Here is a 22,983-nt window from a genome sequence, read left to right on the forward strand (position 1 = left end):
CTAATATCCTTAAACGGGCTTATCTTTATCTGCCACTTCCCGAGCCGCCGTCACTCCAACCATAAGCAAAGTCAACATAATAGGCGCCACAATCGGAACACTTATATTGACTACAGCTTGCGCCCCATAACATATAATTGAAAATGAAATAGCTACTAAAAGGGGATTTTCCGAAGCCCCATGAACCATCTCTTTTATAGCATTAAAAAGCAGCGATAGATAAGCCGCTAAACCAACAACGCCTATTGTAATAAAATATTGCAAGTATTCATTATGGGCGCTATCAAACTTTTCATAATATCGGCTAAGCATTTCATCATAATAATTGTTTACAGTGATAATCCCAAATGTGTCCGGGCCATGACCAAAGATTTTATGAATTAGCGGAAACTTTTGATAGCTCTCTATTCCTATTCTCCAGATATATCCACGATGTGTTCCCCACTCGTCATCAAAAAAAAGATAATTTTTTAAAGAACCATATCTATCAACATTACCATTAACATTAACATCAAACAGAATATATCCCACACATAGGATACCACCTATCAATACCGCAAGCCAAATCCACCTTCCCAAATTGCTCTTTTTCTGCAGACAGTTCTCCTTAATTAGTTTAATATCCAATATATGAATAAATATTGTTAATGCCCACAAACCTACAACAACATATAAAAGCTTATCATAGCCGACAACTATATTAAACAGGCCTGTAATCTCCAATACATGTTCTGGAAACTTGCTAATAATAATATCAATCAACTGAAATTCGGAAAACAAAAGTGCCATAAGAAACATATACTTTTTAATACCCTTTATACTGTTAAAGAGGTATAAAGGTAACAATCCAAATAATGCAATCAATGCCAAATATGCATTGTCGCTAATACCTGTTATCAATGCAAATAACGATATAGTCGCACAAATTGTATACCAGATTTTTCTGTAAACATTCTTTTCCTGAGCAAACAGAACAACACTCATACCTGAAACAAGTGCTATATAAGATGTATAGGTATTAATATTTCCAATGGTTGAAGCAAAAATCCTATAATCGTCCCATGAAAGTCCTACCTTAAATCCAATTGGGTCAATTTCAAAAAACTGCAATATTCCGATAAGGCAGGCAATCATTCCTGCCGCTAAAAACATATCCAAATACCAGCGCTTAAATTTTAGGAATCTGGTAACACTAAAAAAGCTGACAAAATATAGAAGAACCAAAAACATTCCCGTGTATCTGCCTTCATTTCCCCAAAAGGATTCATAAAAGTAATCAGACTGAAAGGTTGATATGGAAACTGCGATCATAAAGAAAATCATAGCCCAATCTGATCTTCTTAAGGACTTTCTTTGAAGCTGCTTGAATATACAACGTGAATTCTCCCACTGATAATCTCTGGCATCAATATACATATATATAAAAGCTGTTATTAGGATGACTACTGTAAACAAAATCACTGAACCGTAATAAAACATGTATTTTACATCTAAAATATCAAAATAATAATCATAAAAAACCAATGGAAAAATTGCTAGTATTGCAACTATAAAAAAACCAGTAATAATTTCATTGGCTCGTTTCCACGATACAATTAAACCGCTATTTTCATTCATCCGTCTGTTATCCTTTCATAAACTATAATGTTTTTTCAGTATACCATTTTGTTCCCAAATCTGCAACTTCGTCATAACATGTACGGTTGCAGCCTTGAATATTTAATGCTATACTGAATATATTCTTTATTAACATCAAAAAATATGACAAATTTGGAGATATCTATGAAACTATTACAAATTACCCCTGAACCTCCCTCTTTAATGTCTGGTGGAGGAATCGTCATTAAGCAAACTTTATTATCACTAGTGGAAAATAATTACTCCGTGGACTACATTGGTCCTGAAATTGAAGACAATTCCCTAGCCGAGTTATATGATACAACTTACTACTTATCCCCTAGCAATAACATATTTCTACGAATATTTGATACTCTGTTCATGAATACAAACCGCCGCTATCGGTCATGGCTTAAATTGTGTATTGATTTTTCTGCATATGATGCAATTGTAATGGATTTCACTAAATTACATTATATCCTTAAACGAATAGGAAATACGCCTTTGTTCGTTCGTGTGCACAATGTAGAATATGATTATTCTCAAAATAATTATCGTCACCACCGGAATTTGTTTAATTTAATTGATGCCTGCTTCTCCAGACCCCGTGAACAGTTAATCGTCAAACGGGCCGATCATTTAATTGCTCTGACAGAAAAAGACAAGAACCGTTTGTGCCAATTATACCATATTCCATCTGAGAAAATAGCTGTCATTCCGGTGTGTATTCCGCAGAAAACAACACACCTTCCCCCTTTAGATACCCAAAATCATGCTCCACATCCATTACGTATGCTGATAACCGGTTCACTGTGGTATGGTTCTAATTATGAAGGCATATTATGGTTTATAAAAAATATATACAGTCGTCTATTGATTCCAAAAGAACTTTGTATCGCTGGAGCCCATCCAACCCCTGAGTTCTTAGAATTTGTAAAGAAAATGCCCTCAATTACAATAGTGAATACGCCGGAAAATATGGAGCCATATTTTTATAATGCAGAATTATACATTGCCCCCATTTTTGACGGCGCTGGCATGAAAGTCAAAGTTGCTGAAGCCTTGTCCTACGCTCTGCCAGTGGTCGGAACAAGCCATGCATTTGAGGGCTATGCTATACAAAACGGCAGCAACTCATATATCGTAGATACCATAGATGATTTTGAAAAAAGCATACTCGATTACTATCATCTTGATGAAAACCAACGTTATAATATGCGGCTTTCCTCTCTACAATTGTTTCAATCTCGTTACAGCCTAAAAAGAAGCGCTGATTTATTCAAGAAATTAATTGACCCTATGAGCGTTTAAACGCCCATAGGGTCCTTTTTGCTAATCCACTCTCTGTATTGCACTGGATCCAGCGTTTTTCCCCGATGGTTTTTCAAGCCATCCTTAACAGCCATATTTAAAATCTTCAAACGAACTTTATGATATCCATTATATTTCGGCTTAATCGCTGCTGCAACCATTAACTTTAATATCTTTAATGTCATAATAGCATATCCCAACATTCTAATTATTACATTGTTTTTAAACTCTCGAATTAAAAAATATTTATTACGTATGGAATAATACTCCTTCCACCATGCATCCGGCGCCATGTAGTTATTACTCAGGGGCGGATCTTGATGTTCTATTATCGCGTTTCTAACTACATATACTCCAAATTTTCTAGAGACACGATATGTATATTCAGTATCATCTCCATAAATAAACAAACTGCCATCAGCAATTCCTACCGCCTCCACTGCTTTCCGTGAAAACAGCGGGCCTACAAATGCATTGGCATCTACCTGAACAACATCCTCTAACTCTTCATATTTATACACAATCTGTCTTTCATTTAGCATCCATCCTTCCAATCTCTTATGGTGGTAAAACTGATACTCCTGTAAATCAATTCCATAAATAAGGGGACATATTCCCCCCACATTTGGAAGATGTTGCTGATAATTAAGCAGTTGTTCCAGACAATCAGGGCATGGATATGCATCATCATCCATAATCCAATACCAATCTGCATCATAACGATCCTTAGCAGCTTTCATTCCTGCCTCAAACCCACCTGCTCCACCAGTATTTTCTGAAAGCCAAAGAACATCGATACAATCATATTTGTCTGCAAACTGTTTTAGAATTTCTTTCTCTTTAATTCCACTATTATTATCTATAATCAGTATTTTATAGACAGGTTTTGTCTGCTTACATAATGACTCCAAACATCTAAATAACGTGCTTGTCCGATTATAGGTTACCGTAATTGCCACTATTCTTTCCATAAACGCCTCAAAATGCCCCCCACCCCATCATATACTCCTAACAAATTAATTACTCTTCCCAAATAAGATTACTTTGTCCTTACCATATACAAATTATGAGATAGAAAACCAATGCAAATGTCTACAAGTATATACAATGTGAAAATGAACATATCTGTAGTAAATTGCTCATGTCCAGCTACTCCACCAATAGGCAATTAATAACCATTACTAAAAGTAGTACAATTATTCTCTCAAAGTCATAATTATACCTTCTGGAGAGATATTATATAATATAATTGCCAATAAATAATGCAAGTAAATATCAGCCCCACAAAATCATTATCAATAATGTCTCCCATTCCGGTCACATACAATAGCAAAATAGTTCATCAAGAACAAACTAAACGGATTATTATTTTCTTAATATTACTACGACCAATTGAACAACTTAATAATACCAACTGAATAACAAATGGAAGAATATAAAATAAATATTACAAACTCTTCCATTTAATTGCAATACACCTGCTTAAGCTGGCCTTATAAAAATTATACTTAAATATAAACCCCTGACCACTAATGAAATTCCCGTGTAATCCTATATATAGTATATTGCTATAATTATGCAAAATACAAATCTCCAAAATTCTATTGCTCCCTGTTTTTTGTATTTCATATCTGCTACTCTAAGGTTACCATTCGTATTCTAACCTCTCGCTAGGTATCTGAATCGAATCATTTTCTCCCATTTGAATTTCCAATAATTCTGTATTAGAAATTGCCCTTAGTGCATGTTTAACCATAGGTCGAATAACTATTGAATCTCCTGCTGAAATCAATCTTTGTTCTCCATCCAGTACAAGCTTTGCTTTTCCCCTAACTATTACCCAAACTTCTGTTCTGGTCACGTGAAAACGATAGCTTAGGCTCATCCCTGCTTTAATATTTAACCTTTTTGTTATACTCATTCTTCCATTTTCTTCAGAGGTATAATCTATTACCCTATACTCTCCCCAAATCTTTGACTCATACATCGGATACTGTAAAATCCTATCAGTATATTTTTTTAGGTATGAACTTTCCTCTTTATTAGATACAAGAATACCATCGTGACTTCCCACTACTACGGCATCTTTAATTCCCATTACAATCACTGGTATATCTAACATATTAAGAACATGAACATTTTTACATGTATCAGCAATAATGACATCTTGCCCTATGGATTCCGTACGCATTTCCTCTGTAAGAGTATTCCAAGTACCTAGATCTTTCCAATTTCCTCTATAAATTACAACATCTAATTTAGATTCTTTTTCAACAACTTCATAATCAAAACTATTATTCACAAAAATGTTATAGTTATTTATAAGATTTTCATATGAATCCAAACTTACAAATTTGTTAAGAATATTAATTACATACCCTAATTTAAAACCAAACACACCACAATTCCACAATGCCCCCTCTTCCATTAATTGTTTGGCTCTATTTAACTCCGGCTTTTCTTCAAAAATCCATAATCCATTCTTTTTTTCTGAATGCAATATATACCCATACTTTTCCGATGGATACGTAGGAACTGTCCCCAACAGCACTATATTACTCTTCCCTTTAACAACTATTTCTTCCATGCTTTTTAAACATTCGAAATATTGATCGTCAGCAAAAACATCTATTGGAAGGACAATAATAGGCGATTCCATATCTAGTTTCTTTTTAAAATAATAATATGCACATGCTAGTAAAATAGCCGGAAAGGTATTCCGCCTTTCAGGTTCCAAAACGATATCTATATCGCTCCCCAATTGGCGTTCCAATATTCCACGTTGTATGTTGTTCGTTGAAACAACAATATCCGCCTTATCTATGGTCCTCCTTATTTGCGCATAGACTCTTTGCACCATAGACTCCTTTGCACCCTCACTTTTCGATGGCAGTAGTTTTAAAAATTGTTTTGACATTGCATCATTAGACAATGGCCAAAGTCGTTTTCCCGATCCCCCTGAGAGTAATATTATATGCATATGCTCATCCTTTCATTGGTATATTACTTCTTCTTTACCAGTCTATTTCTAACATTCAATAGTGCAAGGCATAACTGTCTCGGGAACCATCCCCATTTTGTTCCCAAAAATGCCTGAATTCTTCTAGCCACTTTCCATGAATTCGAAGTTTTTATTTCCATCAATTCGTGGTAACTATTCCGAGCTACATTAGGAGCAGTAAATGCAAGCGAACTCTTTGTATATGGTTTATATCCCTTTTCTACAATATTATATAAAAACTGCTTTGCCTTCTCCTCCGAACCAAAATCAAAATCCGGCTGCATTGGCGGCTGTCTTAACATCTCTAGATATTGTTCATGGTCCTGGTCCAACTCCTTAATCCGCTTGCATACTGCCCTCCAATCATTATTATAATCATTACAATTAATAAATGCCTTAGGATTGAAATCTGCAACGACATCAGGATTCCCCCAATAGATTGGAATAGAATATGCATAAAATGGATGTATCAGCTTCTCTGTTGTATGCCCTGGTATCGCAGTATTTTCAAAAGCTATTGTAAATTTATAGTTTTTAATAAACTCCAATTTTGTAGAGGTCCAATTGTCAACAATGCTATCACGTCCATCTTTAACCGACCATCTAATCCCTAACCCATCTTTCATATTATTAAGTACACGTCCAGGACAGTCCACTCTTCTATACTTCATTAACTCCAAACAAAACTTTTTTCTTAATACGGCACCTTCTCCAAAACTTTCGTTAGAATAAATAAAATTACAGAATCGTCTGTTTATTAGCTTCTCGCTCACAATACTCCGATTTTGAATTTTATCTTTAATATCAATTAGACTGCTATTAATCCATCCACTAATACTAATCCCCTTTTCAATCCAGTCAGGCTCCAAATTACCGATTGGTGTTCCATACCGTTCCCCAACGTCAGCACGAATATATCTATCTCCTAACTCTAAGCGGTCATGGCACATGGCATAGTCACATTCATTAAAATTGGGTATGGTATCCTCACCGGTAAAAAATATTTTAATACAGTTCTTATATTGATCAAAAGTCAATCCAAACACACTATAGAATAAAAACTCAGGATTATCGGAAAATACTACATTATACTTTTCTCTAAGTACCCTAGTAATCCAAATCTTCTCTTTATTAAAATCCGGAGGAACATCTACATATTTTATTTTTATAGTTTTTTTACTTGAAGCTACATGAATTGCAAATAATCCTAGTATACTCCTCCTTATAACATCAAAATTACTCTCATTGGAATTAAGTTCATACTCTATGGCATCATTACATAAACCAAGGTGTTTTAATCCTGTATAAGGTAACGAATTTCCGTTAGGCCAATGATTCGCTTTAAAGGTATGAATTATTATTTTCTTACATGTTGAAGATGAAATAATGTCAAAAAAACCACTACGTATTCCAATTGCAAATCCTGCTTTATCCATAAACGGAACTAAATCTCTATAATCCAGCCCTAACTTTACCGTATTAGCTAGTGGTTTTTCACTTCCAAAACAGTTCGTACATACTGAATATCCACTAAGCTGAAGTTGTTTGACAATACTATTCCAAAAACTCACGTGAAATGTTCCATTTCCTGTTGAGTATGGTGAAATCATCACTGTCTTTCCTGGTTTTAATTTTTTATATTTAAAAATCTTATCTATCTTATTAGAATCAGTCTCAAATATAGGAATCAGTGGTTTTTCCAACTTACTAAGTTTGCATCCATATATCAGATAAAAATCTAAAAGAGACAGTCCTTTATATCCCATCAAGTTCCAAGTTATCCAAAGATAATTTGTATGCTCCCCACCAAAATTTGCTATATGGTTTAGGACATATATATCACTTTTTTCAACTCCCCAAAATAATCGCATATGAATCAAATATGTGTAATGTTCCCAACTTAATATTTCATATTGAGCGTTAGAAAACCACTGTGGAAATAACTCCAGAACACGAATTTCTGATGCCCCACCTGCAATCATCATATATTTATCTATCTTTTTAAATTTTAACCACTGCGGAAAATACTTCGCTACCATATAGAAATCGCCTGTCCCCTTAAAGGTGGGCGTTATTATGGGTAAATTCCCATGCTTTTTTTTTAACCTACAGTATTCTTTATATCCCCTCCACACACTTGTATAAAATACTAATGCAATACCAATTAAATTTATCTTTGTAATTTTATTAATAATTTTTGTTTTGATCTTTTCCATCTCAACAATCCTCCACGCCAAGAAAATCCACTATTTTCTCATCCCATCCATCATATTTTGGAGGCTTACGGCGTATAAAAGGTGTTAACTGGTATACACCAAGAGCAAATATTTCTTCCACTGTAATACCATTTTTTCCGATTAACGTATTCGCATCTCTACCGGCTGGTTCTTCTAAAGACCCTATTATTAGCCTGGAGTCAAACTGATAAAGGCATGCATATTTCATAATTAATTCCATTTTTTTTCTTGTATAAAATTTTACTGTCACTCTATCAGAAAACAAATCAGCCGTTTCCCTAACCATTGGATCATATGTTAAAATAAGAGCATTATGATAACCTCTTCTTTTAAGCATAGGCTCCAAATATAATAATGCATAAAAATTATAATCTCTCTTTAAAGAAGGTAACAAAATAATAGCCGAATGCCCTACTTCCTTAAGTCGTGTTATTTTATGCCACTCCCACCATGCAAGATAACAATCCAACAAGTTCTTTAATAATTCTTTTCTAACCCTCTTTAACTGCTTATCCATTTCAACTCCATATAGTTCCTTTATTCAATGTATTAACTATTCAACAGGGCGGTCAATCATCCTATGTAACTTTTTCTTTAACGTATCTTCGTTAAAGCCGAATAATTCATCCTTTTCCTTCTTAGTTCCATAAGTGCGTATAATTCGGAGAGGTACACCAACCCAGTCCATCTGAACCTGTTCGGGATGGAGCGCTGATATAATATCATGCGTCAATGTATTTTCGTATTCAGGTTCACATACCAGTACTTTTTTAGAGGGGCAATTATTTCTAAGGGTATCTTTATCAAATGGTGCCAATGTTGTATAGTATAAAATAGTTACATCCTCATCTGCAAAAGCATTCATCACTAAGTCCAACATAGTAGAGACTGCAATGACTGTCGCCTTTTTACCTGTTCGGATTATTGTTGCCTTGTCAGCTTCAACTGCGCATTCATATTTGTTGCAGTGATCACTCATTCTAAAAAAGGTGGGCTTTCCATTTCTATATGTCTGCTGTAATAGTGACTCCATCTGCTTCGGAGTCCCTGGAGCAATGAATTGAACATCAACCAGCTGTTTTATATATGTGGCATCAGCAGGCGAATAATGTGAGTATCCTAACGTACTAAAATCGTACGCCGCGCCTGTTGTTATAAAAATTCCATCCAGATTCTGATATGCAAAATTCAATTTTATTTGTTCCAATGCCCTTTCTGCGATAAACGGCGTAATTCCGTATATAATAGGAGATAACCCTTTTATAGCCATACCCGCCGCCACACTAACCATACCCGCCTCAAAAATCCCTATATTCATGGCTCTCTCTGGTATATCATAAATCAAGTCCGAAAATGCTATCGCTCCAATATCTGCTAGCATCAAAACTGCAGTTTCATCACTCCGCACAATTCGTTCTACTTCATTAAACATTGCCCGTCTCAAAAGAGTCCACCTCCTTCATTAAAACTTCTAACTCTTCTTCGTTGGGTGCCCGATGAAACCACATTGCTTGTTCCATCATTGTTCTACTCCCGTATCCTCGTTTCGTATGTGCAATAATAGCTAAGGGTTTTCCCACATGTCCTATTCTCAGGGCTCTTTCTATCTCTGAATGATTATGACCATCTATTTGGCATACTTGGAAACCAAATGCCTCTAATTTTGCTTTCATGTCACCTAAGTTCAACATTACACCAATCGAATCATTATCATCAATTATTACACATAAGTTATCCAACTTACGATATCCTGCAAGTAAAGCTGCTTCCCACATTGTTCCTTCATTGAACTCTCCATCCCCTACCAAGGCATATACATTGGTAGGGGAATTTTGTATTTTTCCAGCCATTGCAATTCCCACTGCCTGCGGGAAACCATGCCCCAGGGAGCCAGCACTTATTTCAATTCCTCCATCAAACTTGGTTCGATCCGCCTGCATAGCAAATCTGGAATTAATCTTACAAAATGTATCCAGTTCTCCAAATCTAAAAAAGCCTTTTTCAGCTAAAACACAAAAAAGTCCTAAAGTCGCTTGTCCTTTACTTAATACAAAAAAATCGCGATGGATATCCCTACGATTTTCCGGAGAGCATCTCAAAACCTTATCATATAGTATATATATAACATCTAATGCTGAAAAAACACTTTGTAAATTTGCATCATTCCCTTTATTTGCTATTTCAAGACATTTTTTCCTTAAAAATTTAACATTATCATAGCTATCTATTATCGTCTTGTCCATATTTCTCCATTGCCTCATCTGCCACTTTCGTGATTAACGTATATCTAAAGTCATCCGGAATATAATCCAATACTCCCGACAGATCCTTTAACCTACTAACGCCTTTCTTATTTAAATACCAGCCATATGCAGAATTTGTATTTTTAGATGAGGTCGTAAAGTATTCCATCGAATAACCCCAATAATATGTTTCAAAAATCCTTCGTATATACGCATCAAATACGTTTAAAATCTTGCCTATATCATACTGCTTGCCAAAATTCTTATTTAAATATTGTGCAATCAACTCAGTGGCTAGATTCCCCGCTCCTCTTCCCATTCCGTAAATACCAGCATCTATAATTAAATGCCGATCCGTTTCATATTCTGCAAATACCTGGCTATTCGAAAATGCCATTTGGATATTATTGTGTGCATGAAACCCAAATGCAATACCTGGAGCCAATATGTCATCAACTACTTTCATCAGATGAAGTACGTCCCTATTATATAAAACTCCAAAGCTGTCCACTATATAAAATGCGTATGGCTCTACATCATTAACCTCTTTTACCAGCGCTTCTAGTTCTTCGTCTGAATACACTGAGGTTGCCATTGCCTGAAGAAATACAATATACCCCTTCTGTTTAAGGCCTTCCGCATACTTTAATGCATCTTTCCATTCAGGCTTAAAAAAGGCTAAGCGAATGCACTGCACAGTATCCTCGCCACATCCCGGGATCTGAAAACTGTCCTTTTCAGAATATGTCAACATAAGAGTATATACGCATTTATTATTCTTTTTCTTAAGTAATGGAAGAATCTCAGAAAAATTGTTAAATTTAACCTGTTCCTCTGCTTTCTTGGTTAAGCCTAATATACCGACTTCTACAAATTCTATTCCCGCATCCTGTAATTCTTCTATAATTCCGCTTGCAGTTCTGTTATCAAACTCCCAATTATTTACATATCCTCCATCCCTTAGTGTACAGTCTAATATTGAAATATTTTTATTCATGCTTTTGCCAATACCTTTCTATGCCCTTTCCACAAGTTGCATCAATTTCTTTGATATCATCTCAACGGTAATTCCTGCATTCAAGTCGTTTTCTTCTCTTGTTCCATATGAATCTAATATTTGATGTGGAACACCCACAAAATCCATCATAACATATCCCTGCAATGCCTGGCAAACATCTGTTGTAAGAACGCCGGAATAAAATGGTTCACATAAAAGCACCTTGGAGGATGAGCAATTCATTGCCAATGTTTCATAATCAAATGGTGCTATAGTCGTATAATAAAGAACTGTAACATCAAAATCGCGTACCGCCTCCAACACCATCTTCAGCATCGGTCCCACCGCTACTATGGTTGCTAATTTCCCTTTTTTTACAATATATGCCTTTCCAAATTTCACCGGCATTGTCTCAGGATTTACAGCAGTGCTCAAACGAAAATACGTGGGGCTTCCATTGTCATATTCACTACAAATCAAATTATGAACTTCCTCTGCCGTTCCTGGCAGCACAATCTGCATATTAGGCAAATACTTCAATACTGCAACATCTGCCGGGCTATAGTGGGTCGTCCCCAACGCCCCGTCATCATATGAAGCTCCGACACTTACAAAATTGCCGCATAATTTTTGATACGAAAAATCAACTTTCAACTGTTCATATGGCCTTTCCACAACGAATGGCGCAATAGTATGAAAGAAAGGAATATAACCAACCCTTGCTAACCCTGCTGCTATACCAATAGACGCTGGCTCCAAAATCCCAAGATTATGTACTTGATTGGGATGCTTGTCTTTTATTTTTTTAAAGCTGTAAACTCCTATATCGCCTAGTAATGTAACTACCCGTTCATCCTTATCAGATAAATATTCGGTAGTTAACACATACTGTTTTCTCATGTTCGTCTCCATCATGCCAACTCCTCCATCATCTGCAATAATTCCTCTGAATTTGGGCTTCTGTGGTGCCATGCTGGATTATTCTCTATCATTTTGCACCCATAACCTTTAATCGTGTTTGCTATTATTGCTATTGGCCTTTTTATATCGTTTGTTTTTGTAAGCGTATCCTTTAACTCCGCTTGATCATGGCCGTTAACACTGTATGTTTCCCAACCAAATGCATTAAATTTTGTTTCCATGTTCCCAAAATCCACTGCTCTGTCAGAAGAATGATTATAGTCTACAATGCATACTAAATTGGATAATCCCTGCTCCTTAGCTACCATGATAGCTTCCCAATTAGTTCCCTCATTCATCTCCCCATCGCCTACAATAACATATACTCTTTCTCTGCTTCCTTTGAAATTCAATCCCATCGCGATGCCAACAGCCAGCGGCAGTCCATGGCCTAATGAACCTGTGGATGCCTCGACTCCAGGAACCTTGTGGTAATCCGGATGACCTCCAAGCCGGCTGTTTAACTGTCCAAAGGTTGATACTTCTTCCATTGGAAAATAACCTCTGTCAGCTAATATTGTGTATAATCCCAGAGAGGCATGCCCTTTACTGACAATGAGCCTATCCCTGATTTTCTTCTCCGGCTGGCAGGGATCAATATCCATAACATCATGATACAAAACATATAATATGTCTAAAATAGAGTATGCGCTGGGAATATGCCCTTCCTGCCGTTCAAATGCCACCTGGGCAATACAGCGCTTTAATTCCTTCATTTTTTCTTCTATAACAGCCATTATGTCACCTCTTTCCAAAACTAATATTTTTTTTGCAGCTCATAGTCTGTAAATGGAGCATGACCGTCTTCACGATCCAATGTTTCCATCTGTTTCATATCCTCATTGTCTATAAAAAAGTCAAATGGCCCTAGGTTTTCTGTCATTCTCTTTTCATTAGATGCCTTCGGAATTGGCTGTATTCCTCTTTGCAAGCACCATGCCAAGCATATTTGGGAAATGCTCCTTTGATATTTCTCTGCCATATGATGTAATAAAGGTAATTGAAATACATTGCCCCTCATAAACGGACTCCAGGCCTGCACCAAAATCCCCTCCTGCTGGCAAAACTCTACATTTTCGCGCTGATGATAACAGGGATGTATTTCAATTTGATTGATCATCGGCTTTATATCGGCTTTTTGCAATAATGGCTGTAAATGGCGTGGCAAAAAATTACTCACCCCTATTGCCTTTACTTTTCCCTCCCTGTATAAACGCTCAAAAGCTCTCCATGTAGAACAGTTCACTTCCTGATAGTTTTTTTCTTTTCCATAGGGAACCGGCCAATGTATCAGATAAATATCCAGGTAATCTGTCTGCAGCAAGTCACAGCTTTTTTTAAAAGCTTCTAACGTATTCTCATATCCCTGATCTGGATTCCATACCTTGCTTGATATAATAAGGTCGCTTCGCTTTATTATTGAGGCAACATTTTTTATCGCCACTCCTATATTGGCCTCATTTTTATAAATTGAAGCCGTATCTATTTGTAAATATCCGGTTTTTATAGCTCTTTCGACAATCTCAACCGTTTCATCCCCATCTCCTGCATTAAAAGTTCCAAATGCAACCTGAGGCAGTTCTAATCCATTAGAAAGTTTAAATCCCATTTTCATTTTATCCCACCTTCAATATTTCTCTTAGAAACCATTGATAAGTTCTATTCAATCCCTCTTCTATGGTTACCTTAGACGACCATCCCATCCCATCCATCACCGATGTATCAACCATTCGCCTCATCATACCGTCTGGTTTTGTGGGATCACAAACAATTTTCCCCTCATAGCCTACTACCTTTTTTATTAATTCTGACAGTTCTAATATTGATATTTCACTTCCGCTACCAATATTTATAACTCTTTCTTTGCTTTCAAAATTTGCTAAAAATACACATGCATCAGCCAAGTCGTCAACATACAAAAACTCCCTTTTAGCTTTTCCTGTTCCCCATAATACCACTTCTGGCAGCTTATTTAATTTCGCTTCATGATATTTTCTTAAAAGAGCCGGAATCACATGTGATTTTTTTACATCAAAACAATCATTAATACCATAACAATTAGCAGGAATTACGCTTACATAATCTACACCATACTCTTTACTGTAATACTCACAGGCCCGAAGCCCTGCTATTTTTGCGATAGCATATGGCTCATTTGTCGGTTCCAAGGCAGATGTTAGCAATGCTGATTCTGTCATCGGCTGCTTTGCTTCTTTGGGATACATACATGCGCTTCCCAAGAACAGCAGTTTTTTTACACCGCAGCTATAAGATGCTCTAAGTATATTATTTTGTATTTCAAGATTGTCCATTAAAAACTCAACAGGTAACTGGGAATTAGCCTGTATTCCCCCAACCCTGGCTGCTGCCATAAATACATACCCCGGCTGCTCAATTTCAAAAAACTTTTTAACCAGCTGAGTATCTCTCAAATCTAATGTTGAGGAATCACGCAGTATAAGATTATAAAAACCCTCCGCCTTTAGTCTTCTCACTATAGCTGAACCAACCATGCCATTATGTCCAGCAATAAAAATTTTAGCATCTTTATTCATAAAAGCCTCACCTTCTACAGCAAAGCACTCTTTAATGTTTCAATGAACCAATCAATTTCTCTGCTGTTATCACAACTATGGTTTCCAACAAAGAAACCATTATCATGGATTTCATCCGCACTTGCTAATTTTCCATAAATAGTGTAATCCAAATATTCTATGGCCTTATTTCTGACAAAATTACCAGCTACGATTGGCCTGACTTCAATCTCATTGTTTCTTAACGCCTCTACTACTTGGTTCCGCTTTCCTAAGTTTCCGTCCTCCAAAATAACTGCAAATCCAAAATATGAACTTTCTCCGACTTCTTTTTGATTTCTAACCCCCGGAATTTCTTTTAATCGCTTTCTAAAATACTCCGCATTTTTTCTCCTTTGAGATATGATTCTGTCCAACTTCTTTAACTGCTCCAAACCAATAGCCGCCTCCATCTCAATTGGTCTTAAATTATATCCTGGAACGATAAAATTAAAGCTTTCATAGAATGAATCCTGCTTTTTAGTATATATGGGGCTGTCTAACGGCAGATTACGTGTCCATCCGTGGGCTCTTACCGCTAGCATATAATGATATAATATCTCATCATCTGTAACCACCATGCCTCCTTCCATCGTACATAAATGATGAGAATAGAAGGTGGAATATGTACCAAATAATCCCATTGTCCCTAATTTCTGCCCTTCATACATAGCCCCCATAGACTCGCAGTTATCTTCAGCAAAAATAATATTCTTATTCTTGCAAATATCCTTTATTGCATTAAATTCATTAGAATTACCTAATAAGTTAACCAAAAATATCATTTTGGTCTTTTGGGTTATTGCCCTCTCCAACTGAGACACATCTATATTAAGGGTTTGCGGATCAATATCAACAAAGCGTAATTTTAATCCATGCTGCGCTATGGGAAAGTATGTTGTGCTCCACGATACAGCTGGTACAATCACCTCATCCCCCATATTTAGACGATGAGAATAAACCATAGATGCAAACGCCAACAGATTAGCTGTAGATCCGGAACTGGTCATAACAGCATATTTAACTCCAAACTTATCCGCAAACTCCTTTTCAAATTGTTTTACCTTTTCCCCCATGGAAAACATATGCGAAGCAAGAACCTCTTTAACCGCATTTTCTTCATTTATATCCCATGTATCATCACTCAATCTATATTTCATTTTATTCACCCCTCGCAACTAATTTAACATCATGCTCTACCATAATTTTTACCAAGTCTTCAAATGTTGTCTTTCTTGGATTCCAGTGCAACAAACTCTTAGCCTTACTTGGATCGCCTAAAAGTGTTACAACATCCGTTGGTCTGAAATATTGGGGGTCGACCGCTACAACAACCTCTCCTGTTTTCACATTGATTCCCCGTTCATTCACGCCTTGATCTTCCCACCTTAACTTTATTCCTACATTTTCAAAAGCAAGATTGCAGAAATCCCGCACTGAATATTGCTCTCCTGTTGCAATCACAAAATCTTCCGGCTTCTCATACTGCAGCATCAGCCACATGCACTCAACGAAATCTTTTGCGTAGCCCCAATCACGTAAGGCATCAAGATTTCCCAAATACAGCACTTTCTGTTTTTTTGCTGCAATTCTAGCCGCTGCCAAACTAATCTTCCGAGTTACGAAATTCTCACCTCTGCGTTCAGATTCATGATTAAATAGAATTCCATTAACCGCAAACATCCCATATGCTTCTCGATAATTCCTTACAATCCAATACCCATACTGCTTGGCTGCTGCATATGGTGAATATGGATAAAACGGTGTTGTTTCGCTTTGCGGAATCTCCTGTACCTTACCAAACAGCTCTGACGTGGATGCCTGATAAAATTTGCATTTACTCTCCAGACCTAAAATACGAATGCTTTCCAATAACCTGGTAACTCCTAACGCGTCAATATCAGCGGTATTCTCAGGTACATCAAATGATATTTTTACATGTGATTGTGCTGCCAAATTATAAGTCTCATCCGGCTGTACTTCTCTCAAAATCTTAATTAAGCTCAATGAATCCGTTAAGTCTCCATAATGCAGATAAAAATTTTCAGAATTTCTCAAATGCTCTATTCGTTCTTTTTTTTCTGTAGATGTTCTTCGTTCAATTCCATGTACCTCATAACCCTTTTCCAACAGAAATTCAGCTAAATATGAACCATCTTGCCCTGTGATTCCTGTAATAAGCGCTTTTTTCATCACACATCCTTCTTTCTATTACATTTAATAAAAATATTTTTTAATTTATGATAACTATCCGCCAAAACCTTAATAGGTTCTCCATCATTCCCATATAATTCCAGTAATACAACGCCCGAATAGTGGTGTGCATAAAGATAGTTCGCAAACTCTTCAATATCCATATCTCCCAGACCGACCGGAAGACACGTATTATTTGAATTATGGTCGCTAAAATGAACATGTTTCAAAGAATCTCCCATGGCCTCCAACATCTTATATAAATCCATTGAAGATCTCAGTACCTGCTTCACATCAAGCGTATATCCCAGCTCTGGATACAGATGTCGCAGCCTGGTGATTACATCTGCATCCCGGCTAAAACATCTCTCCACATTCTCCAACAATATTTCAACATGGTATGCCTGTGCTTCCCAATTTAAACGCATCAGCCTTTTTCCAAATTCCTCAACACTTATTCCGCTATTCTTCTGGTCGCCATGTATAATTACATATTTAGCTCCAATTTTACCTGCAAATTTAAAATATTTTTGATAATATATGCACCCATCATCGAATCTTCTGCTATAATCCGAGAAAAAATAGGATGGCTCTAATTCGCTTGTAAAAGGATGTACAGAAATGGCTTTTTTATGATTCTGAATTAATATTCCTAATATTTTCTCAGCAAAACTATCGCTTAATTCACAGTCACTATTAACAAATATCTCAAAATTATCGAATATGTGTACCGCCATGTCTTCCAGAACTGTCTCCGTATTTCCTGGAAACAAACATGCCGTGGAAATCCCTACATCTATCATTTAAATCACATTACACTTTCTAAATGCTATAAATTCTTTTCAATATTTATAAACAAATCGCAGCGGGCATCACGAGTTTTATTTATACTAATTCCCATTTCTAGACCAGATGGTTTCCTGTCATTAATCAAAATTCTCTCTCCCACAGGCATATCATAAAGTATCTTATCAAATCTCAATCCATTTTCTTCTAAAAACATCTCAGTCTCTGCTTTATATTGTTCTTTTCTTGCTGTCAAAATAAGAACATAGTCTGCACTCGGAATCTGTTCAAAAAACTTTTTAATCCCCGGCAATACCCTATCTTTTCCATATATCTTGTATCCATTATGTTCCACAAGGGTTCCATCTAAATCTAAAATCCATGTATGCGGTAAAGAAGATATTGCCAACATCATAGTATTTCACCTCTCAGTTTAGCGCCAATCCCTCCACCCGGATGATTTACTTTAAAATCATCCAGTGTAATACCTCTCTCCTGACACACCTGCATTGCAAGCCCTTGCAGCAAAATCAAATACACAGTAGTAGAATTATTAGGAACAATATCCCATTCATCCCCTTCATTTTTAAGGTCTAAGATAAGGTGTTCTTTTATTATAGACATTAATTTAGACTTTTTATTAAAGCTTAACAACCATGTTTCTGTTCCTCTTTCATTCAGATAATAGGCAAGCTTAACTGATTCTTCTGTATTTCCACTTTTAGAAAGCAGCAGCACAATATCGTTTTTACCGACCATCCCCAAATCCCCATGCACGGCTGTATTAGTATGAAGGAATCTGGCATCCATGCCCAATGAATTCATTGTTCCAACAAACTTTTCACATATAGGAACATTCTTGCCCAGGCCGCTAGCCACAATCTTGCCTCCATTATCGATACATTTTGTACAATGGATTACCAGCCTTTTAAACTTTCTTTCATCTAAAGAATTTAACGATTCTTTAACCGTTTCCATAATATCATTAAAATACGTGATCATTCTTTTCCTCCTCATCTAACCCTATAGTACATCTTCAAGTAAATATGTACCTTTATAAAATGCTCCACAAATTGAATCATAATCTTCCCACGCATATGTAGTTAAAGACAGCCATATAATCGCATGAAGAAACTTAATCTTCTCTGGATTACACCCACTTATCCTACTGATAAAATATTCCCCAACATCTTTCCATCCATTGGTTTCTATCTCCAGCCAAACTTCGTTATTAGTCATTGTAAGATTAAACTTTTTATTGTTAAATTGGTCATAATCTCCTTCTATTGAGTAATACACCTTTGCCCAATCATAATATTCGTCCCCATACAACTCCTGAAAGCCAAAATATCCTCTCGGATCCAGGAAAACAATATTTAAATCCGAATCCACCATTGTATTGGAAAATGTGCAGTCTCCATGAATCAACACAAACTTATTAACATCACACAACAAATCCTTTACTTTCTTTCTAAACTCATCTTTATAAAAATAGGGATTGCGGCAATTTTTTTTGTTAATACGAATATATTCCTGATCCGCAAACGGTATAAGATCACGCACGCTCTCTAAACGCTTAATTGTTTTATGGTAATATGCCTCCATTATGCTAAATACATCTACAGATGTCCCCTTTAAACCATGCAACTTCTCAAGTGAATGCACCAAATTATCGACCACTATCCTTTTTTCTTCTATTGTTAAATTTGTATTGAATATATTATTCCCTTTTATTTTCTCCATGGTCAAGGGTTCATATTTGAATATTTTAGGTATTTGGCTAAATTCGTATTTTTGAACTTCCTTGTACCATTTAGTTTCCCGAATAGCTAGCTTACGCCCCTGCTCATCAATTGGTCTTTTAATAAGTATATTGCCATCAACCTCCATGCTATTGAATGGGCGGCAGCGATATTCATTGGTTCCTAATTGTTCTATAGCGACTAATGTTCCAACCTCTCTGGTTCCATAAAGTCCAATCTCCTTAAAAATCTTTGCTTTTTCACCCATCCACCGCACTAATTCGCCTTGATATGGAACATCCTTAAGCTCAGATTTGCTTTTAAATACAAACAAGCCTGCTACCCCATGCTCAAATGAATGCTGTTCAACAAATACATCTTCTTTATATGACCACCGACACTCGAAATCCTTTGATATTCCTATATAATTCCCCTCATCCAATGCATCGATATCTATATCCGTCCCTAAGATCAAATCTGACCATATCAACATGAAAGGTTGCTTATCTGGTACATACTTCAATGCATTGCTGATTCCAGCACAGGTTCCCACGCCTTCAGCTTTAACCGTTAAAAATTTAACTTTCCCAAAAGATTCCAAGTATTTATCCAGGACTTCATGTTTATAATCGCCTATAATAATAAACCTTTTTTGAGGATATTTATTGAATAAATGAAAGATAATAGGTAAATTATTAACTGGCACAATACCCTTAGGTTTGTTTTTCGTTAGATTTCCTAATCTCGTTCCCTTTCCACCCGCCTGAATCACTATATACTCGATACTCATATTTTTCTCCTTTGTTTTATATAATCCATTAAATAAGATAAATCATATTTTTCGTTTGAAAGGCGATGTTCAGTTATATCTGCCTCTATTCCTTCAAGAGCACTTAGTTTAAAAAAATTTACATAACGATTATCTGAAGGATAAAGTGCAATGACATGACACTTCGCATAACACAACAAATCTAATATTCCACTCCTCAATCCTATCACCCACCCACAATATTCAGCTATTACCATCGCCTGATCTAAGCCACAATACAAAGGTAGACTTCCTTTTACCACTACCTGTTTAGGATCAGTAATATTGGTCATAATCTGAAAACCCTGCTCAAGAAGGAGTTCTGACAACTTGTCAAAAAAAGAAAACGGAATTGGTTTAGTTACCACCGCATATGGTGTTAAAATAACTGTTTTTCCCTTTTTTACATTTAATTTTTTAATAATATCATTGTCATCATACTGGAAATGTGGTGTTATGAACTTTGCATCACTTTCCAAATTCAGTTCTCCGTACTTTATACAATCTTTTAAGGATATCATAGGAAAACGAGATGGGTATAAAAAGAATTCACTAGTAAACGCATTCTCTGGATTAATAATTGTAACTCCTTTTAATTTTTTAATGACATGATCACCGAAATTAGTTTTTCCGGCATCCAAGATCAACCTCAAACATTTTTTTTGCAAAAAAATAGTGTTATCTAAAAACTGGTCATAACCTTCTACAAGAGACATCATACTTTGCGTTGTAACAAATGTCAAATGCCTAATTCCATGCTTATTACGGTAGGCGTTAATATAGCCTAAACATAATAGTGTATCCCCAATGTGATCGCATACCACCATATAATGTGTAGACTCACTCCTAAATTTATATATGATATAAACAATTGATATAGGAACCCTTATTAGTGATACATATATGTTGCGAAAAACAACAATAATCGTACTTTTAAATAAGTTAAGCATAGACATCCTACTCTCCTAAAAGCTTTCCATATATTTTTGGCTTACTTCCATTACATCTCCATGCATCCTCACGTTCCCTTTATCAAGCCACATAGCTTTATTACATAAACTCCTAACTGACTCAATTGAATGTGATACATACAGTAAGGTTGTTCCTTTTTCTAACATCCCATGCATGCGCGCTTCACATTTCTGCTGAAATGCATAATCGCCTACCGATAATACTTCATCTACAATCAATATGTCTGGCTGCACTACAGTTGCAATCGAAAACCCCAATCTGGCTGCCATTCCCGAAGAATAATTTTTTATAGGCATATCTAAAAAGTCTCTTAACTCTGCAAAGTCTACAATTTCATCAAATTTTTCTTTCATGAACCGTTCGCTATGCCCTAATACAGCCCCATTCAGAAATATATTTTCCCGGGCTGTGAGTTCACTGTCAAATCCAGCGCCCAATTCAATCAAAGGTGCAATGGTCCCCCTGATCGCCACATTTCCTTTATAAGGTTTAAGTATTCCGCATATAAGCTTTAGGAGTGTTGACTTTCCGGAACCATTTGTCCCGATAATGCCCCATGCCTCTCCCTTTTTTACCTTTAGATCAACCTGTTTTAAAGCCAAAAACTCCTGGAACATAAGCTGTCCGTTCATGAGCTTGATAAAGTATTCCTTTAAATTATCCAATCGCTCCGTTGACATGTTAAATCTAACGGTTGCATCCGTAACTTCTATTATATACTCGTAATTTTCCATATTATATCCCCAATTATATATACAAGATAAATTTGTTCTGTGTTTTTAAGAAAGACCAAGTCCCCACCAGCATCCAAAATAGTCCTACTGAAAAGCCTATTAAAATCATTTTACCTCCCGGCATTTGCCCATCCATGACAATCATGCGGAACTGCTGGATATATCCATACATTGGGTTAAACATAATAACAGAAGTTCTCAGCCAATCCGGGAGCATTGTTATAGGATAGAAAATAGGAGTAAGATACATCCATGCCATGGTAAAAGCACTATAAAGATGTCGGATATCCCGAAAAAAGACAGTACTCTGTGCCAAAAAGAGTCCCAACCCCAAGCTAAATAAATATACCTGAAGTATAATTACTGGTATAAACAACATAAAGATATTCCAGTTCACTCCGCAAACAATAAACACAAAAAGCATAGCCCCCAATGAGAATATCATGTTTACCAGTGAACTCGTAACGCGAGCCATGGTAAATATATATTTGGGAACATATGTCTTTTTTAGTAAAGCTGCATTCTCAGTAATCGAACCCAAGGCCATATTGGTAGCTTCTACCATAAAGTTAAATAAAGTTTGTCCCACAATTAAATATACAGGAAAATTCTGAATGTCGCCTCTAAAAATATTCGAAAAAACAGCCACCATAATAGCCATGGTCAGAAGTGGATTTAAAATACTCCACAGATACCCCAAAAAGCTTCTCCTGTATTTTAACTTTATATCTTTTTGAACCAACTGTTTTAACAAATGTCTGTAACAATAAAAACCGTTAAGACGAGCTATCATCTTGCCCATTCTTTTT

Annotated in this window: 22 protein-coding genes; 1 reads left to right on the top strand and 21 read right to left on the bottom strand. The window is 36.1% G+C overall.

Translation table 11 applies throughout. The features are described from left to right. Positions 1–9: 9 nt before the first annotated feature. On the bottom strand, positions 10–1,617 hold the full coding sequence (locus tag HMPREF9469_RS26345) for an O-antigen ligase family protein (protein ID WP_007869421.1): 1,608 nt from the start codon (positions 1,615–1,617) through the stop codon (positions 10–12). Between the two features lie 165 nt (positions 1,618–1,782). Between HMPREF9469_RS26345 and HMPREF9469_RS26350 the strand changes: the two genes are divergently transcribed. Continuing rightward, positions 1,783–2,928: a glycosyltransferase family 4 protein gene (locus HMPREF9469_RS26350; RefSeq protein ID WP_007869430.1), complete on the top strand. Its 1,146-nt coding sequence runs from the start codon at positions 1,783–1,785 to the stop codon at positions 2,926–2,928. Here the strand turns inward: HMPREF9469_RS26350 and HMPREF9469_RS26355 are convergent. The 20 genes from HMPREF9469_RS26355 to HMPREF9469_RS26450 all read right to left on the bottom strand — a co-directional run bounded on the left by HMPREF9469_RS26355 (position 2,925) and on the right by HMPREF9469_RS26450 (position 22,976). Next, the gene (locus HMPREF9469_RS26355; RefSeq protein ID WP_007869433.1) at positions 2,925–3,899 is read right to left on the bottom strand and encodes a glycosyltransferase; all 975 of its coding nucleotides are present in this window, start codon (positions 3,897–3,899) and stop codon (positions 2,925–2,927) included. The two genes, HMPREF9469_RS26350 and HMPREF9469_RS26355, sit on opposite strands and share 4 nt — an antisense overlap. 674 nt (positions 3,900–4,573) lie before the next feature. After that, positions 4,574–5,908 carry a sugar phosphate nucleotidyltransferase gene (locus HMPREF9469_RS26360; protein ID WP_007869436.1) on the bottom strand — a complete coding sequence of 445 codons (1,335 nt, stop codon included), beginning with the start codon at positions 5,906–5,908 and terminating at the stop codon, positions 4,574–4,576. A gap of 23 nt (positions 5,909–5,931) precedes the next feature. After that, entirely contained in the window at positions 5,932–8,145 is a 2,214-nt protein-coding gene (locus tag HMPREF9469_RS30845) for a glycosyltransferase family 10 domain-containing protein (RefSeq protein ID WP_007869439.1), read from the bottom strand. 1 nt (position 8,146) lies between these two features. After that, positions 8,147–8,683 carry a hypothetical protein gene (locus tag HMPREF9469_RS26370; protein WP_007869442.1) on the bottom strand — a complete coding sequence of 179 codons (537 nt, stop codon included), beginning with the start codon at positions 8,681–8,683 and terminating at the stop codon, positions 8,147–8,149. A 36-nt stretch (positions 8,684–8,719) separates the two neighbouring features. Then, positions 8,720–9,610 (bottom strand): transketolase family protein, encoded by an 891-nt coding sequence (locus HMPREF9469_RS26375; protein WP_007869444.1) that lies wholly within the window; start codon positions 9,608–9,610, stop codon positions 8,720–8,722. Further along, entirely contained in the window at positions 9,591–10,409 is an 819-nt protein-coding gene (locus HMPREF9469_RS26380) for a 1-deoxy-D-xylulose-5-phosphate synthase N-terminal domain-containing protein (RefSeq protein ID WP_007869447.1), read from the bottom strand. Before HMPREF9469_RS26380 ends, HMPREF9469_RS26375 begins: the two co-directional genes overlap by 20 nt. Beyond that, positions 10,387–11,406, bottom strand: a complete 1,020-nt coding sequence (locus HMPREF9469_RS26385) for an aldolase catalytic domain-containing protein (RefSeq protein WP_007869449.1) — start codon at positions 11,404–11,406, stop codon at positions 10,387–10,389. Before HMPREF9469_RS26385 ends, HMPREF9469_RS26380 begins: the two co-directional genes overlap by 23 nt. Positions 11,407–11,424: 18 nt before the next feature. Beyond that, positions 11,425–12,321, bottom strand: a complete 897-nt coding sequence (locus tag HMPREF9469_RS26390; RefSeq protein ID WP_007869451.1) for a transketolase family protein — start codon at positions 12,319–12,321, stop codon at positions 11,425–11,427. Continuing rightward, positions 12,318–13,103, bottom strand: coding sequence for a transketolase (locus tag HMPREF9469_RS26395; protein ID WP_007869460.1), 786 nt, complete (start codon positions 13,101–13,103; stop codon positions 12,318–12,320). The genes HMPREF9469_RS26390 and HMPREF9469_RS26395 overlap by 4 nt, the downstream gene beginning before the upstream one ends. Before the next feature lie 20 nt (positions 13,104–13,123). Further along, on the bottom strand, positions 13,124–13,981 hold the full coding sequence (locus HMPREF9469_RS26400; RefSeq protein ID WP_007869463.1) for an aldo/keto reductase: 858 nt from the start codon (positions 13,979–13,981) through the stop codon (positions 13,124–13,126). Between the two features lies 1 nt (position 13,982). Next, entirely contained in the window at positions 13,983–14,921 is a 939-nt protein-coding gene (locus HMPREF9469_RS26405; RefSeq protein ID WP_007869466.1) for a GDP-L-fucose synthase family protein, read from the bottom strand. A 14-nt stretch (positions 14,922–14,935) separates the two neighbouring features. After that, positions 14,936–16,099 (bottom strand): DegT/DnrJ/EryC1/StrS family aminotransferase, encoded by a 1,164-nt coding sequence (locus HMPREF9469_RS26410; protein WP_007869469.1) that lies wholly within the window; start codon positions 16,097–16,099, stop codon positions 14,936–14,938. 1 nt (position 16,100) lies between these two features. Next, complete coding sequence (gene gmd / locus HMPREF9469_RS26415; RefSeq protein ID WP_007869471.1) at positions 16,101–17,132, bottom strand: GDP-mannose 4,6-dehydratase; 1,032 nt, start codon at positions 17,130–17,132, stop codon at positions 16,101–16,103. After that, the gene (locus tag HMPREF9469_RS26420; RefSeq protein ID WP_007869474.1) at positions 17,132–17,935 is read right to left on the bottom strand and encodes a sugar phosphate isomerase/epimerase family protein; all 804 of its coding nucleotides are present in this window, start codon (positions 17,933–17,935) and stop codon (positions 17,132–17,134) included. Before HMPREF9469_RS26420 ends, gmd begins: the two co-directional genes overlap by 1 nt. Before the next feature lie 26 nt (positions 17,936–17,961). Further along, on the bottom strand, positions 17,962–18,333 hold the full coding sequence (locus tag HMPREF9469_RS26425) for an HAD family hydrolase (RefSeq protein WP_007869477.1): 372 nt from the start codon (positions 18,331–18,333) through the stop codon (positions 17,962–17,964). Beyond that, positions 18,330–18,920: an SIS domain-containing protein gene (locus tag HMPREF9469_RS26430; RefSeq protein ID WP_007869480.1), complete on the bottom strand. Its 591-nt coding sequence runs from the start codon at positions 18,918–18,920 to the stop codon at positions 18,330–18,332. Before HMPREF9469_RS26430 ends, HMPREF9469_RS26425 begins: the two co-directional genes overlap by 4 nt. Positions 18,921–18,941: 21 nt before the next feature. Continuing rightward, the gene (locus HMPREF9469_RS26435; RefSeq protein ID WP_007869482.1) at positions 18,942–20,450 is read right to left on the bottom strand and encodes a nucleotidyltransferase family protein; all 1,509 of its coding nucleotides are present in this window, start codon (positions 20,448–20,450) and stop codon (positions 18,942–18,944) included. After that, positions 20,447–21,424 carry a glycosyltransferase family protein gene (locus HMPREF9469_RS26440; RefSeq protein ID WP_007869484.1) on the bottom strand — a complete coding sequence of 326 codons (978 nt, stop codon included), beginning with the start codon at positions 21,422–21,424 and terminating at the stop codon, positions 20,447–20,449. The genes HMPREF9469_RS26435 and HMPREF9469_RS26440 overlap by 4 nt, the downstream gene beginning before the upstream one ends. Before the next feature lie 9 nt (positions 21,425–21,433). After that, a complete protein-coding gene (locus HMPREF9469_RS26445; protein WP_007869486.1) occupies positions 21,434–22,174 on the bottom strand; it encodes an ABC transporter ATP-binding protein in 741 nt (246 codons plus the stop codon). A 13-nt stretch (positions 22,175–22,187) separates the two neighbouring features. Continuing rightward, positions 22,188–22,976, bottom strand: coding sequence for an ABC transporter permease (locus HMPREF9469_RS26450; protein WP_007869488.1), 789 nt, complete (start codon positions 22,974–22,976; stop codon positions 22,188–22,190). Positions 22,977–22,983: the final 7 nt, after the last annotated feature.

This window comes from [Clostridium] citroniae WAL-17108 (assembly GCF_000233455.1).
GTDB classification, from domain to species: domain Bacteria; phylum Bacillota; class Clostridia; order Lachnospirales; family Lachnospiraceae; genus Enterocloster; species Enterocloster citroniae.